Source organism: Caulobacter sp. AVps18 (genome assembly GCF_058681425.1).
Genome location: NZ_CM178737.1, coordinates 2,002,135 through 2,017,387, shown reverse-complemented (window position 1 = coordinate 2,017,387; position 15,253 = coordinate 2,002,135). Strand labels below are relative to the sequence as shown.

Sequence of the window (15,253 nt, the reverse complement as noted above, 5' to 3'; positions counted from 1 at the left end):
ACCTCGCGCCTCAGGCCGCCTCCAGGCGCCGAGAAACAAAAATTTCATTGCGCCTATGGCGGATCATTCGAGATCGCCCGTCGGGTTAGACAAGAACGCCATGTCGAGGGGGCAAGGCGCGGCTAGGGGCAGGGCTAGACCATGCGCAATTCCAATCGTCTCCGGAACATCCGGGGGCTTCTGCTCACCTCAGCGGCCGTTCTGGTTCTGGCCGGACCGGCTTTGGCGCAAGAGGCCCGCCACCGCTTCGATATCCCGGCCCAGGACGCCGTCCCGGCCCTGCAGGCCTTCGCCAAACAGTCGGGCAAGCAGGTCCTGTTTCCCTTTGAAGCGGCATCCGGTCGAAAGACGCCGGCTGTGGTCGGCGAGATAGCCGACAGCGAGGCCCTGACCCGCCTGATCTCGGCCGCCGGCCTCGAGATCGCCTCGGACAACGGCCAGACCATCACCCTGCGTCCGGCGTCTGCCGCCCGCCCCCAGCCCCAGGCCGCGATGGGCGGCCAAGCTGATGATGAGGCCGCCGTCGTCGAGACCGTCGTGGTCGTCGGCTCGCAGATCCAGGGTGCCAAGACCACCGGTGCCTTGCCGGTAACCGTGGTCGACGAGAGCGATATCGTCGCCACCGGCGCCGTCTCGGGTGATGAGCTGTTTCGCTCGATCCCGCAGGCTGGGGATGTCCAGTTCCAGGAAGCCCGCACCACCGGCAACCTGAACGACGCACGAGGCGACGTCTCGTCGCTGAACCTGCGCAACCTGGGCACGGGCAACACCCTGTCGCTGCTGAACGGCCGCCGCGCGGTCATGCACCCCGGCACCCAGACCGAGAACCTGGTTCCGGTGCAGACCCCCAATACCAACGCCTTTCCCGTGGCCGGTGTGAAGCGCGTCGAGGTGCTGCGTGACGGCGCCGCCGCCATCTACGGCACCGACGCCGTGGCCGGCGTGGTCAACACCGTGCTCGACACCCGCTTCCGCGGCCTGCGCCTGGAAAGCCAGCTGGGCGGCTCGGAAGGTACGGGCTATCGCGAAGGCAGCTTCAACGTGAAGGCCGGCACGCGGCTGGAAGACGGCACGCGCCTGACCTTCTTCGGTGGCTATACCGGCCGCTCGCGCATGATGGCGACCGACCGCGACTACTCGGCCAGCGAGGATCACCGCGCTGCGGTCGCCGACACCCCCTGGGTCGGCAACACCACTTTCGACAACCGTTCGACCTCCAGCCCCTGGGGGTCGTTCACGGTGATCCCGTCGTCGACGGCTGTGCGCCAGAGCGGCGTGGCCCTGACCACCAGCGGCGTTTTCCACGTCGAGCCGACCAGCAATACGGCGGCGGGCTGCAGCAGCACCGTGATCAACGGCAATCTTTGCCTGCGCTCAGGCACGATCACCGGCGCGGCCGACCGTGAGCTGCGCTACAATCAGAACCCGCAGCGCACGCTGAAGGGCGGGCTTGAACGCACCAACCTGTTCAGCACCGTCGAACGCGACCTGGACAACGGCCTGACCGTCTTTGGCGAGCTTGGCTACTATCACGCCCTGTTCAACGGCAGCCGCGAGCAGTCGGCTCCGATTTCGTCGGCGCCGATCAGCATCGCGGCCAACGCCTACTGGAACCCCTTTGGTCCGGTCGGCAGCGTCAACCGACTGGCGGGCCTGACCGGCGTACCGACCACGGGCCTGGCGATGAACATCACCACCTATCGCCCGGTCGACACCGGGCCGCGCAGCTACACCGTCACCGATGACAGCTACCGCCTGCTGGGCGGCGTGAAAGGTGACTGGAACGGCTGGAAGTGGGAATCTGCACTGGTCTATTCCGAGGCCCGGACCAAGGACAAGACCCACAACGCCATCAGCAATACGCTCTTCCAGGCGGCGCTGAACCGGACGACCAGCGACGCCTACAACCCGTTTAACGGCGGCTCGCAGACCAACTATTCGGGCGAGGACGAAACGCCCAACAGCGCCGCGACGATGAACTCCTTCCTCATCGACGTGTACCGCATCAGCAAGACCAGCCTGGCCATGGGCGACTTCAAGGTCTCCAACAGCGACCTGTTTTCGCTGCCGGCGGGTCCGGTCGGCTTCGCGGCGGGCGTCGAATGGCGTCGCGAGACCTTTCTCGACGACCGCGACGACCGCCTGGACGGTACGATCACCTATACCAACACCGTCACAGGCCTGAGCTATGGCACGGACGTCATGGGGGCTTCGGGCTCAGTCGACGTCAAGGCTGACCGCTCGATCTCATCGGCCTTCGCCGAGCTGGCCGTGCCGATCATCTCGCCCGAAATGGGCATTCCGTTCGTCGAGGAGATCCAGCTGCAGCTGGCCGTTCGCGACGAGTACTATTCGGACTTCGGCAATGTGCTGAAGCCCAAGGGTGCGGTCCTGTGGACTGTCGGTAAGGGCTTTGCGCTGCGCGGGTCGGTCTCGCAAAGCTTCCGCGCCCCGAACCTGCCGCAGTTCTACAGCCCCGGCTCGACCGTCTCGAACAATCGCTCCGATTTCGCCGCCTGCCGGATCAATACCCCGGCCGCGACGACCTGCGCCGCCTCCAGCACCCTGGAAGTGCGCAGCGGCAACGACCAGCTGAAGCCTGAAGAGGCCGACAACGCCTCGGTCGGCTTCGTCTATCAGCCGGCCTTCATCCCGCGCGACTATGGCAAGCTGGTTTTGACGGCCGACTTCTGGTCGATCCGCGAGAAGAACGTCATCGGCATCCTCGGGGCCCAGAACCAGATCAACTATGACCTGCTGCTGCGCCTGTCGGGCAGCTCCAACCCCAATGTCGTGCGCGATGCTCCGGTGGGGACCAACACCGTTGGGGCCATCAACTCTGTCAACGACACCTATTCGAACCTGCAGCCGCGCATGGTTCAGGGCTTCGACTTCAGCCTGGACTACGACCTGAATGACACCCCGCTGGGCGATTTTGGCCTGTCGCTGAACGTCGCCAAGCTATCCAAGTACGACCAGTCCCCCAGCACGGTCGAAGCGACCCTGATTGAGGCCGTCGCCAATGGCCGGTTGACCGGATTTACGATCGTTTCGGCCGGCAACCAGATCAAGATGGATGGCTTCCCGGAATTCCGCGGCACAGCCAACCTGACCTGGCGCCTGAAGGGCTGGGGCGCAGGCATGTTCGTCAGCCACGTGGGCGAGGTCTATGACACGGGCCCGGCCCAGGTCGCCGGCCAGTACTTCCCCGTGAAGGCCTGGACCACGGTCAGCCTCTACGGCCAATACGCCTTCAAGGACGGCCGCTTTGACGGTTCAACGATCCGCCTGGGCGTTCGCAACGTCGGCGACAAGGAACCACCGATCGTGTCCTCGAACTTCGGCTACCTCGGCGCGCTCCACAACGCCACTGGACGCTACTGGTACCTGAACGCCAGCAAGCGCTTCTAGTCCACGCTCAAGAGCCCGGCCTTTTCCGTACCCCCAGGCCGGGTTCTCGCGGGACGACGACTCAGCCCCCCGTGCCCGTCGTCCCGCACCCCTTTTCCAACTCTCCCCGACGAGGCGCGCGTGAAACCCTTCCGACTGGTCGCCCTGGGTCTTTCGGCCCTTGCCCTTTCCACCGCCGCCCTGCTGCCGGCTACAGGCTGGGCCCAGCGCAAGCAGTTGCTGGAATATCCCAGCATCCACCATCCGGTGGTGGGCGAACGCGGCATGGTGGTCAGCCAGAACGCCATCGCCACCGAGGTCGGCGTCGGGATCCTGCGTCAGGGCGGCAACGCCGTGGACGCGGCCGTCGCCACAGCCTTCGCCCTGGCCGTGACCCTGCCGCGCGCCGGCAATATCGGCGGCGACGGCTTCATGCTGGTTCACATGGCGGGCACGGGGAAAACGGTCTTCATCGACTATCGCGGCATCGCGCCCAAGGCTGCGCGGCTCGAGACCTTCGTTGATGACAAGGGCAAGGAAAACAACGCGGTCGCATCGATCGGCTACAAGGCTCCCAGCGTGCCCGGCACTGTCGCGGGGCTCTATCTGGCCCACAAGACCTATGGCAAGCTGCCCTGGAAGGCCGTGGTCGAGCCCGCCTATCGCCTGGCCGCCGACGGTGTGGCCCTGACGCCGGACGAAGCCTTCGTCTTCAACTGGGGGCAGGAGCGCCTGTCGACCAGCGCCGCCGGCAAGGCCGCGTTCTACAAGCCCGACGGGTCACTGTATGGTGCCGGCGAGATCCTGAAACAGCCAGACCTGGCCTGGTCCCTGCGCCAGATCGCCGACCACGGCGCCGACGCCTTCTATCGCGGCGAGATCGCCAAGCGCTTCGCGGCCGACATGAAGGCGCATGGCGGCCTGATCACCCTGGAAGACCTCGCCGCCTACAAGCCGGTCGTGCGCGAGCCACTGGAGGGGACCTATCGTGGCCTGACCGTGATGACCTCGCCGCCCGCCAGCGCCGGCGGCGCGACCCTGCTGGAGATGCTCAACATTCTTGAGCAGTTTGACCTGAAAGCCACCGGCGCGGGCTCGGCCAGATCGCTGCACGTGATGGCCGAGGCCATGAAGCTGGGCTATGCCGACCGTTACAAATATCTGGGCGACACCGATTTCGCCAAGGTGCCCCTGAAGGGCTTCACCTCCAAGGCCTACGGGATCGAGCGCGCCAAGCTGATCGATCCGGCCCGCGCCAAGCCGGCCAAGGCGCTGGGCGCCGGCGATCCGTGGGCGTTCGAGAGCCCCAACACCACGCACTTCTCGGTCGCCGACGCCGAGGGCAATGCGGTCAGCAACACCTATACCCTGGGCGCTGATTTCGGATCCGGAGTGATGGTGGCGGGCGCGGGCTTTGTGCTCAACAACCAGATGAACAACTACGCCCATGAGGCGGCGTGGAAGGCCCGGCAGACGGGTGCCCCCTTGCCGCCCAACGCCCTGGAGCCCGGCAAGCGGGTGCTGTCGACCATGATGCCGACCATGGTGTTCAAGGACGGCAAGCCCTGGCTGATCACCGGCACCCCGGGCGGCAGCACGATCATCGACACGGTGCTGCAGGTCATCGTCAATGTGGTGGATTTCGACCTCAACATCGCCGAGGCCACCCATCAGCCGCGCATCTTCCAGAACGCCAGCGACACTCTGGAAGTCGAGCCGAACTTCAATCCCGACACCGTGGCCCTCCTCAAGGCGATGGGACATCCGGTTACGTCTGACGAGACCATGGGCAGCGCCCAGTCGATCATGATCGACAAGGGCCTGTTCCTGGGGGGCGCAGACCCCAGGCGACCGGGCGCGGCAGCGTCGGCACGCTGAGGGTTGCGTCGGGTTCTCGCGGCCAGACGACCCTTCACCTTCCACGGCCCGCCCTCAAGTCCCTCGGTGGAGATATCGAGCTTGCGGGCATAGACCCCGTGATTGACGTGAATGACCACGGCATAGCGGCCGTTCGGCGCCAGGGCCGTCATGGTATCGGGATCATCGTTCCGGATGAGCCGGCAGCTTTGCCACCGTGGCAGCGTCACGCGCGCCGGTCAGGCCCGAGGTGCTGTAGCTATGCACGTTGAGCTGCTGCACGGCAGCGCGGGCTTGCGGCGAGTAGCCTGCGGCAGCCCCGGCGGATCAGCTCACGATCTGTAGCCGAGCTGTTGATCGTAGCGCGTGACCAGTTCGGCGACCACGAGGACGGCCCCGTGGCCAAGCAGCGCCACGGTCACCCAGAGCAAGGGCCACTTCATGACGAAGGCCCCGAGCCCGATGCAGATTGTCAGAAAGACGGCGGCCACGACGACATAGCAGGCCAGATGAATCAGGAACGATAGACGCAGCGCCCGCACAGCCTCCGCCTGCCGGCTCCGGACAATCTGCGCCGCCTCGATCTCCGGATCGACGGAAAGGGCCACCACATCGACATTGAAGGCGTTGGCCAGCGCCTTGAGGGTTTCGCTCGAGGCCTGCTGTCCGTTCTCGATCCGCTGGAGCGTCCGCAGGCCCACTCCGGCCAGTTGGGCGAGGTGCTCCTGGGACCAATGGCGCTCTTCGCGCCAGCGCTTGATCTTGGCTGCGTCGGTCTTGAAGAACATGTTTGGCTCCCGCGCCTTGGGTATCAGATGTCTCAAGAACCCCAAAGGCGACGGCGTCGCCACGCCAGGCTTGCGCCGCAACCCCGCCAGTCAGCCGCCACGCCACCGACAGCGGCGATTTCGACCAAGTCGCCGCCCGCAAAAATCGGAGCGGCCCGCGCCAGGCGCGGACGTTCGAGCCGCCCCGCCTCAGACCAGGAACACATCCCCCAGTGTGAGAGCGGGCTTACCGGTCAGGACGGCGATCTGGACCTGGTCGCTATTGTCGCCGCCGGTGGCGTCGAACCACAGGGCACCGGTGGCGGTGTCGTAGAGCAGGGTCGGCCGGGTGTCGGCCGCGACCGGCGCAGCGCCGGCCACAAAGCCCAGATCGGCGATCGTCGTCACCCCGAACATATTGGCCCTGAGCTGGATATGATCCACTCCCGAGACGAAGTCGGTGATCCGGTCCACGCCCTGGCTGGCCAGCGGGCTGTCGAAGTAGAACAGGTCCGCTCCGCCGCCACCGGTCAGGACGTCACTGCCCCCCTGCCCGGCCAGCAGGTCCGCCCCAGCCCCGCCCACAAGGGTGTCATTATCGATTCCGCCGAACACCGAAGCGCCGGTGTCGTTGGCATAGCCCTGGAAGGCACCGACGCCGATAAACTGCAGGATCTCGATGCTGTCGGCCGCCCTGGCGCTGGCCAGGGTGGTGAGCATCCGGTCCAGGCCCTGGCCGGCCAGTTCCACCACTGTGTCGGAGACGTTGTCGGTGAAGTAGGTGTCATCACCCAGGCCGCCGACCAGTCGGTCCGCTCCGGCCTTGCCGTCCAGGGTGTCATTGCCCGCCCCGCCGGTCACGACATTGGCCAGGCCGTTGCCGAAGCCCTGGAAGGCGGTCGCGCCCGTATAGGTCAGGTTCTCGACATTGGCTCCCAGCACGTAGGCTGCGATCGCCGTCTTGACCGTGTCCAATCCCTCGCCCGCCGCTTCGACGATCACGTCGGCCAGATTGTCGACGATGTAGGTGTCATTGCCCGCAAGGCCGATCAGACGGTCTGCCCCCGCCCCGCCGTCAAGCTGGTCGACACCGATACCACCGGTGATCACGTTGGCCAGGTCATTGCCGGTCCCCTTGAACGCAGCCGTACCCGTGTAGGTCAGGATCTCCAGGTTGACCCCAAGACCATAGACCGGGGCTGTGGTCTTGACGGTATCGAAGCCCTCTCCAGCCAGTTCCGTGATGACGTCAGCGGTAGAGTCCGCCAGATAGGTGTCGTTGCCGGCCCCGCCGATCATGGTGTCGGCCCCGGCCTTGCCGTCCAGGGTATTGATCCCGGCATTGCCGACCAGAACCTGGGCATACTCATTGCCCGTCAGGTTCAGGTTCAGGGCACCGTCGGCCTCAAGCCGATCGACCGAGACGCCCGCCCCCAGGACGTAGCTCACCGTGGTGATGGCCGTATCTGTCCCGGAGCCGAAGCTCTCGACGATCAGGTCCTGACTGTTGTCGAGCCGGTAGAGGTCGTTGCCGGCCCCGCCGACCAGGGTGTCTCGACCGATACCGCCGTCCAGGGTGTCAGCCCCTCCGCCGCCATTGAGGCTGTCGTTAGTCGCCGCCCCCGTCAGGCTGTCGGCAAAGGTCGATCCAAACAGCGCCTCGATGGAGCGCAGGGTATCGACCCCGTCACCGCCGGTATTCTGGGCCGTGGTCAGCGCCAGCGACACGGTCACGCCGGCCGCTGCACCGGCATATGAAGCCGTATCGATGCCGCCGCCGCCGTCCAGGCTGTCATCACCGAGACCGCCCAGCAGGGTGTCATCGCCCGCACTCCCGGCCAGGGTGTCGGCCCCCTCGCGGCCGGCCAGCACATTGGCCAGGGCATCACCGGTGAAGACGTCAGACGCCGTGCCGCCGGAGATGTTCTCTATCCCGACCTGGTTCAGTCGACCAAAGCCGATCGACTGGAAGCCACCCTTCACGCCCAGATTGACCGTCAGCGCCGTCGTGATCAGGCCCAGTTCCAGCGTGTCGATGCCGGCTCCGCCATCGGCCACCGTATCGGTGATCGTCGGCAGGTCCCCCGCAAAGCCATAGCCGTACTGGATAACATCGTCCCCCTCGCCGCCATTGGCAGTATCGAGACCGACAGCAACGTACAGGTAGTCATTGCCGGCTTCGCCAAGCAGGAGGTCATTTCCGGCCCCGCCAAGGAGGAAATCCCCGTCGTTGCCGCCGATCAGGATATCCGCGCCGTCATTGCCGTAGAGATTGTCATAGCCCGCACCGCCGACCAGACTGTCATCACCGCCATTGCCGTTCAGAAAGTCATAGCTCGCCCCACCGACGATGGTGTCATTGCCCCTGCCGCCATAGAAGGACAGGACTTCTACATGGGTTACGGAACCCGCAAGGACCCCGCCAACCGTGATGACATTGAGCGCGTCCGGGTCAGCGATCGAGAGGCTGATGGCACCCGTGCGATCCGCGTAGACGAGGTTGGCCTGATCAAAGCCGTCACCGCCGTCGAGTATGTCGTCGCCACCATCGATGACCGAGGACGAGCTAAAATTGAAACCGACCAGGGTACCGAACTCATAGACGCTGATGTTGCCGGCAACGCCGCCCAGCAGGTAGTCATCGCCCGCGCCGCCGATCAGGGTATCGGCGCCGCGCCCTCCTGCCAGAAAGTCGGCCCCGTCGCCGCCGGTCAGACTGTCTGATCCGCCTGAGGCATAGAAATCACGGGTATCGCCCAGGAGGATGTCGATCCCGGCGCCACCCTCCAGCGTATCGCTGCCCGCGTCACCGACCAGGGTGTCGTTGCCGTCCAGCCCCTGCAGAAGGTCAGCGTTGATGCTACCCACCAGGCTGTCATTGCCCGCTGTGCCGACCGTCTGAAGATTCCCCAGGTTCGCGTTCACGAACGTCGATGCGACGGTGTTTTTGAACGTCACCAGATCGGTCAGGCCAAAGCTTGTCCCGATCCCGTCAAGATCAACCCGAAGAACGCTGTCGGCCCCGACCTGCGCCAGTTGCAGATAGCCGGCCGCGAACAGGTTGGTTCCGGCTGTACTGCCGACCAAGGCGCTGGCCAGATAGTCGGTCAGATCCAGCTTGTCGCCAGACACGCCGGTGGCGTAGTCCGCGACAACGATCGCACGGGTCACAGTAGTCGGCGTCGCACCATAGTTCAGGATCAACGTATCAACGCCGGTGCCCAGGGTGATGTCGTAGGCACCGCCGCGCGCATCGACCGAGATCCGGTCGTCACCTGCGCCCGCCAGAACCGTCACGGTGCCCGCACCCTCGGCGTTCAGGTTGTCCGTACCATCCCCGCCGTCCAGGGTGATGCTGTCGAGATAGCGGCCACCGCCGACGAATCTCAGATAGTCATCGCCCGCACCGCCATCCAGCAGCACCTGAGTCGCTGCGATCGTTCCGGAGCGAAAGACGTTGATGCTGTCGTCACCGTCATCGCCATAAAGACGATCGTCGGCCCCGCCATACTGAAGGTCGGTAGCGGAAGCCGCGTAATCGTACAGAAAGTCGTTTCCCGCGCCGCCGTGGACGGTGTCCGAGCCGCCGCCGCCCTCGAGGCTGTCCGCGCCCGCGCCGCCCGTGAGCGAGTCAGAACCCAGCCCGAAATAGCCGCCGACGCTCTCCACACGGGTCACGGAGCCTGACAGGACGCCACCCACGAAAACTCCGTTCAGGGCCTGGCTATCAGCATTGGAGAAAACGATCGGCGCAGTGCGCTGGGCGTAGAAGAGCTGAGCACGATCATTGCCCTCGCCGCCGTCGAGAACGTCGTCGCCACCATCGAGCCCCGAGTACCAGCCAAAGCTGAAACCTACGCTGGTACCGTAGTCATAGACGGTGACGTTGCCCGCAAGCCCGCTGATCAGGTAGTCGTCGCCGGCGCCGCCGATCAGGGTGTCGACGCCGCCTCCCCCCGCCAGGAAATCGGCACCATCGCCGCCTGACAGGCTGTCAGACAGGCCCACACCATTGTAGTCGAAGTCATCGCCGAAGAGGACGTCGATCCCGGTGCCGCCCTCCAGCGTGTCGCTACCCGCGCTGCCGCTCAGGGTGTCGTTGCCGTCCAGCCCCTGCAGAAGATCAGCGTCAGCGCTACCCACCAGGCTGTCATTGCCCGCCGTACCCGAAATCAACATGGTCTAGTCGCCTGATAGCTTGAGTGACGCAGGACCATTTCGAGCGAAACTTACCGACACGAACCACTCTTTTTCTGAACTCGCCGCCAACCTCGCAACCGGATGTTACATCTGCAACCACAATCTTGTGGCGATCAGAAACAATCAGCGCGTTTCCCCTGACAGGCGAATCCAGGGGTGTTTTCAGCGCAAGCTGTCGGTAGCGGCGACCGCTCTCTTGCTCGACCGAGCAGCCCGGGATCAATGCCTGCACGGCCTTGCGTGGGGCAACAGGTTTGGTCAGAGGCCTGCCGCTACCCGCCCGGGTGCAGGCCCGGCGCTTCCTGGCCTGTTCGGGTGACATATTCGGTATAGCCGCCGCCGTACTGGTGGACGCCCTCGGGGGTGAGTTCCAGCACGCGGTTGCTCAGGGCCGCCAGGAAATGGCGATCGTGCGAAACGAAGAGCATGGTGCCCTCAAAGTCCGCCAGGGCCGCGACCAGCATCTCCTTGGTGGCCATGTCCAGGTGGTTGGTCGGCTCGTCGAGCACCAGCAGGTTGGGCGGATCGAACAGCATCTTGGCCATGACCAGGCGCGCCTTCTCGCCGCCCGACAGGACGCGGCAGGGCTTTTCGACATCGTCGCCGGAAAAGCCGAAGCACCCCGCCAGGGTCCGCAGCGCGCCCTGGCCGGCCTGCGGGAACGAGCTTTCCAGAGACTCGAAGATCGTCTCTTCGCCGTCCAGCAGGTCCATGGAGTGCTGGGCGAAATAGCCCAGCCTGACGCTGGCACCGATATTGACCGTACCCTGGTCGGGCTTGGTGTCGCCCACCACCAGCTTCAGCAGGGTCGACTTGCCGGCCCCGTTGGCACCCAGAACGCACCACCGCTCCTTGCGGCGCACCAGGAAATCGAGCCCCTCATAGATCGGCTGCGCGCCATAGCCTTTGTGGATATTGCGCAGGTTGATCACGTCGTCGCCCGACCGGGGCGGGCTCTGGAACTCGAACTGGACCGCCTGGCGACGGCGCGGCGGCTCGACGCGTTCGATCTTGTCGAGCTTCTTGACCCGGCTCTGGACCTGGGCGGCGTGCGAGGCGCGCGCCTTGAACTTCTCGATGAAGTTGATTTCCTTGGCCAGCATGGCCTGCTGGCGCTCGTACTGCGCCTGGCGTTGCGCCTCGCCGAGCGCGCGTTGCTGGTCATAGAAGTCCAGATCGCCCGAATAGCTGATCAAGGTTCCAGCGTCGATCTCCACCACCTTGCCGATGATGCGGTTCATGAAGGCGCGGTCGTGCGAGGTCATCAGCAGGGCGCCCTCGTAGTTCTTGAGGAAGGCCTCCAGCCAGATCAGGCTTTCCAGGTCCAGGTGGTTGCTGGGTTCGTCCAGCAGCATGCCGTCAGGCCGCATCAGCAGGATGCGGGCCAGCGCCACGCGCATCTTCCAGCCGCCAGACAGCAGACCGACATCGCCGTCCATGCGTTCCTGGCTGAAGCTCAGCCCGGCCAGGACCTCTCGGGCCCGCGCATCCAGGGCATAGCCGTCCAGTTCCTGGAAGCGTTCCAGCACCTCGCCATAGCGTGCGAGGATGGTGTCCATCTCGTCGGCCTGGTCCGGATCGACCATGGCCGCCTCGAGCCTGGCCATTTCGGCGGCCAGAGCGCTGACGGGGCCGACGCCGTCCATCACCGCAGCGACCGCGCTCTGACCCGACATTTCGCCGACATCCTGGCTGAAATAGCCGATCGTCATTCCGGCATCGATCGCAACCAGCCCGTCGTCGGGTTGCTCCTGACCGGTGATCATGCGGAACAGCGTCGTCTTGCCCGCGCCGTTGGGGCCGACAAGCCCGACCTTTTCACCCTTCTGGATCCCCATCGACGCTTCGATGAACAGGATCTGGTGGCCGTTCTGCTTGGAGATATTGTCGAGGCGGATCATGGGCGGTCTGCTAACGCGGGCGGAAGCAGAACGCCAGCCTTACAGCCATTTCAATTCAACTCGGGACCGCCGTTGGGGCGGGATGAGAAACAGGGGGCACGCCACTCGCGCCGTGGCTCTTGCCGGAGCGGCTTTGGCGCAGTCAGGGCGCGACAGGCAGCATCACTTCATTGCGCCGCATGAACCACAGGGTCCACGGGGGATCGTACTGGGCCAGTGAGGCCGGGCCGATGGCGCGCAGATTGTGTTTTCTGGCGAGTTTTTCGAGCTCAACCGTCTTGGCGGCGACGTTGTCGCTGCCGGCCAGACCGGAGAACTGCAGCACCGCAAAGCGGGTCGGGGCAAGCGCCCGCAGCCTTACCCTGGGATCATTGGGTTCAGGCAGCGTATTCATCGAATAGGCGCTGGGCATCGTGAAGCGCACCACCCATTCGCCGGCGCTCTGGATCTGGGTGACCGGCGCGGTCATGGCGATCTTTTCACTCGTCGGTGCCTGGGCGACAGGCGCGGTCATGGCGATGCTCTGGCGGCGCGTGTTGCCGCCGAAGATGTAGCCGGCGAGCAGTCGGAAGCCCTTGCCGGCCGCCTCCTTTTGATCACCTGTGACAGTTACCTCGGCGACCAACAGGGCTGGATAGTCACGAACCTCGAAAGCGCCCGCACGGAAAACGGCTTTGAAGGCTGGTTCTTCGACGGCCATGGCATCCGATCCGACAAGAGTGGCGCCCAGCATCACGGCCAAAGCTATCCGCCTCAACGTCAGGCTTGTGCCTTGAGTTCCGGTGCGCGCCACTGTCGGTCTCCTCATGTTGGCCCGCCTCAGCGGCGCTTGGAGAGCTACGTGCGCTTGGGCAGCCTGGATGAGCTATAGACCCGCAATACGCCAATCCAGCGTCTCACCGGCATGGAACGGCACCAGTTCCGCCGATCCCAGGGTCATCCGGTCAGGAACAGGGCTGGCGGTCCGCTCCAGGACCATGACGCCGTCATTGAGCGGAAGGCCGTAGAAGCGCGGGCCGTTTTCCGACGCAAAGGCTTCCAGGCGGTCAAGCGCGCCCTCTTCCTCAAACGTCTTGGCATAGCTTTCGATGGCGAACGGCGCGTTGAAGACGCCGGCGCAGCCACAGGCGGATTCCTTGGCGCCGACCGTGTGCGGGGCAGAGTCCGTGCCCAGGAAGAACTTGGCGGACCCCGAAGTCGCCGCCCGGCGCAGGGCCAGCCGGTGGGTCTCGCGCTTGACGATCGGCAGGCAATAGAAGTGCGGGCGCATCCCGCCCTCGAACATGGCGTTGCGATTGATCGCCAGATGGTGCGGCGTGATCGTGGCCGCCAGATTGGGGCCGCTCGCCTCGACGAAAGCCACGGCATCGGCCGTTGTGATGTGCTCGAACACCACCTTGAGCGCCGGAAAATCAGCGATCAGCTGGCCCAGAATGCGGTCGATGAAGACGGCTTCCCGGTCAAAGATGTCGACATGGCGATCTGTCACCTCGCCATGGATCAGCAGCGGCATGCCGATCCGCTGCATGGCCTCGAGCACGGCATGGATGTTGCGGATATCCGTAACGCCGTGCGCTGAATTGGTCGTGGCGTGGGCGGGGTACAGCTTGCAGGCCGTAAAGACGCCCTCGACAAAGCCGCGCTCGACCTCGCCGGCGTCGATGGTGTCGGTGAGGTAGCAGGTCATCAGCGGCTCGAAGGCCAGGCCGGGCTCGACAGCGGCGAGGATGCGGTCGCGATAGGCCCTGGCGGCCGCGACCGTCGTGACCGGCGGGCCAAGATTGGGCATCACGATGGCCCGGGCGAACTGCCGGGCCGTGTAGTTGACCACGGAGGCCAGCATGTCGCCGTCACGGAGGTGGACGTGCCAGTCATCAGGGCGCCGAAGCGTCAGGGTTTGCCCTTGGGTGGGAACTGCGTTGTCTTCGGTCATTGGCCTGTCTGAGATCATCTTCCTGTCCAGACTGACATGCGCGGCCGGGTCCCAAAACGCAACTGTGTTGGCCTCCGTCGTGACGTGCCCCCTGACCTGAGCCAGCCCTTGTGGCCTTAGTCAGGGTGCAGGTTGCGAACCGTCACAACGGGCGCTCCGGCGACCATCGTTCCCACCACCCGGGCGGCGGCGAACCCCGCGTCCAGCACCTTGCGCAGAACCGCGTCGGCGGCCTCCGGCGCGACAGCGATCAGCAGGCCGCCGCTGGTCTGCGGGTCGGCCAGCAGGTCGCGCCGCCAGTCTGGCGCCCCTGCGGGCATCTCAACCGCCGCGCCATAGCTGGCCCAGTTGCGCACCGCCGCTCCGGTGCGCACCCCGGCCTGGGCGAGCGCCGCGACTTCCGGCAGCAGGACGGGCGCGTCGGCGTCCAGTTCCGCCGCCAGCCCGGCGCCCCGGCACATTTCCAGCAGGTGACCCAGCAGGCCAAAGCCGGTGACATCGGTGACGGCGTGGACGCCCGCCACCTCGCCCAGCCCTGCCCCGACCGTGTTGAGCTGGGTCGTGGTGGCGATCAGGGCGCGGTAGCCCTCGTCGGAAAGGCGTTGTTGCTTGAACGCTGCGCTCAGCACACCCACGCCCAGGGCCTTGGTCAGGATCAGCACGTCGCCGGCCCGCGCGCTCCGGTTGGACAGCACGCGATCGGGATGAACCAGGCCCAGGGCGACCAGGCCATAGATCGGCTCGACGCTGTCGATCGAGTGCCCCCCGGCGATCGGCACGCCCGCCGCGGCGCAGACCGACGCCCCGCCCGCCAGGATCGCGCCGATGGTCTCGACGGGCAGCTTGTCGATCGGCATGCCGACGATGGCCAGGGCAAAGATCGGCGTGGCCCCCATGGCGTAGACGTCCGACAGGGCGTTGGTCGCGGCTATCCGGCCAAAATCATGGGGATCGTCGACCACGGGCATGAAGAAGTCGGTGGTGGCGACCAGGGCCTGCTGGTCGTTCAGCCGCCAGACGGCAGCGTCGTCCGAGGTCTCGGTTCCGACCATCAGGTTGGGAAACATCCCGGCGGCCGGAGACTGGGCCAGGATCTCGCGCAACACCGCCGGAGACAGCTTGCAACCGCAACCCCCGCCGTGGGCCAGGGAGGTCAGTCGAACGGGGGCTGGCGGGGAATCTGACACAGAGCGCTCCTGGAACTT

The 15,253-nt window shown here is 65.5% G+C and carries 8 protein-coding genes; 2 read left to right on the top strand and 6 right to left on the bottom strand.

Going from position 1 to position 15,253, the window contains the following annotated elements; translation table 11 throughout:
- Positions 1-141: 141 nt before the first annotated feature.
- Positions 142-3,411, top strand: a complete 3,270-nt coding sequence (locus ACW179_RS09395; RefSeq protein WP_492064025.1) for a TonB-dependent receptor — start codon at positions 142-144, stop codon at positions 3,409-3,411.
- 120 nt (positions 3,412-3,531) lie between these two features.
- Entirely contained in the window at positions 3,532-5,268 is a 1,737-nt protein-coding gene (ggt, locus tag ACW179_RS09390) for a gamma-glutamyltransferase (RefSeq protein WP_492064024.1), read from the top strand.
- A gap of 311 nt (positions 5,269-5,579) precedes the next feature.
- Here the strand turns inward: ggt and ACW179_RS09385 are convergent, their stop codons facing one another.
- The 6 genes from ACW179_RS09385 to selD form a co-directional block, all read right to left on the bottom strand.
- The gene (locus ACW179_RS09385) at positions 5,580-6,035 is read right to left on the bottom strand and encodes a helix-turn-helix domain-containing protein (protein ID WP_492064023.1); all 456 of its coding nucleotides are present in this window, start codon (positions 6,033-6,035) and stop codon (positions 5,580-5,582) included.
- Between the two features lie 189 nt (positions 6,036-6,224).
- A complete protein-coding gene (locus tag ACW179_RS09380; protein WP_492064022.1) occupies positions 6,225-10,193 on the bottom strand; it encodes a beta strand repeat-containing protein in 3,969 nt (1,322 codons plus the stop codon).
- Between the two features lie 293 nt (positions 10,194-10,486).
- A complete protein-coding gene (locus ACW179_RS09375) occupies positions 10,487-12,115 on the bottom strand; it encodes an ABC-F family ATP-binding cassette domain-containing protein (RefSeq protein WP_492064021.1) in 1,629 nt (542 codons plus the stop codon).
- A gap of 142 nt (positions 12,116-12,257) precedes the next feature.
- Positions 12,258-12,815, bottom strand: a complete 558-nt coding sequence (locus ACW179_RS09370) for an SOUL family heme-binding protein (protein ID WP_492064020.1) — start codon at positions 12,813-12,815, stop codon at positions 12,258-12,260.
- Positions 12,816-12,980: 165 nt separating this feature from the next.
- Positions 12,981-14,048, bottom strand: a complete 1,068-nt coding sequence (gene pyrC / locus ACW179_RS09365) for a dihydroorotase (RefSeq protein ID WP_492064019.1) — start codon at positions 14,046-14,048, stop codon at positions 12,981-12,983.
- Between the two features lie 116 nt (positions 14,049-14,164).
- Entirely contained in the window at positions 14,165-15,235 is a 1,071-nt protein-coding gene (gene selD, locus ACW179_RS09360; protein ID WP_492064018.1) for a selenide, water dikinase SelD, read from the bottom strand.
- Between the last annotated feature and the right edge of the window lie 18 nt (positions 15,236-15,253).

What these genes read in the sequence shown, in the direction of transcription:
- ACW179_RS09385 (WP_492064023.1), bottom strand. Translation starts at nt 6,035, where the DNA reads ATGTTCTTCAAGACCGACGCAGCCAAGATCAAGCGCTGGCGCGAAGAG.
- ACW179_RS09370 (WP_492064020.1), bottom strand. Translation starts at nt 12,815, where the DNA reads ATGGCCGTCGAAGAACCAGCCTTCAAAGCCGTTTTCCGTGCGGGCGCT.
- ACW179_RS09375 (WP_492064021.1), bottom strand. Translation starts at nt 12,115, where the DNA reads ATGATCCGCCTCGACAATATCTCCAAGCAGAACGGCCACCAGATCCTG.
- pyrC (WP_492064019.1), bottom strand. Translation starts at nt 14,048, where the DNA reads ATGACCGAAGACAACGCAGTTCCCACCCAAGGGCAAACCCTGACGCTT.
- ACW179_RS09395 (WP_492064025.1), top strand. Translation starts at nt 142, where the DNA reads ATGCGCAATTCCAATCGTCTCCGGAACATCCGGGGGCTTCTGCTCACC.
- ACW179_RS09380 (WP_492064022.1), bottom strand. Translation starts at nt 10,193, where the DNA reads ATGTTGATTTCGGGTACGGCGGGCAATGACAGCCTGGTGGGTAGCGCT.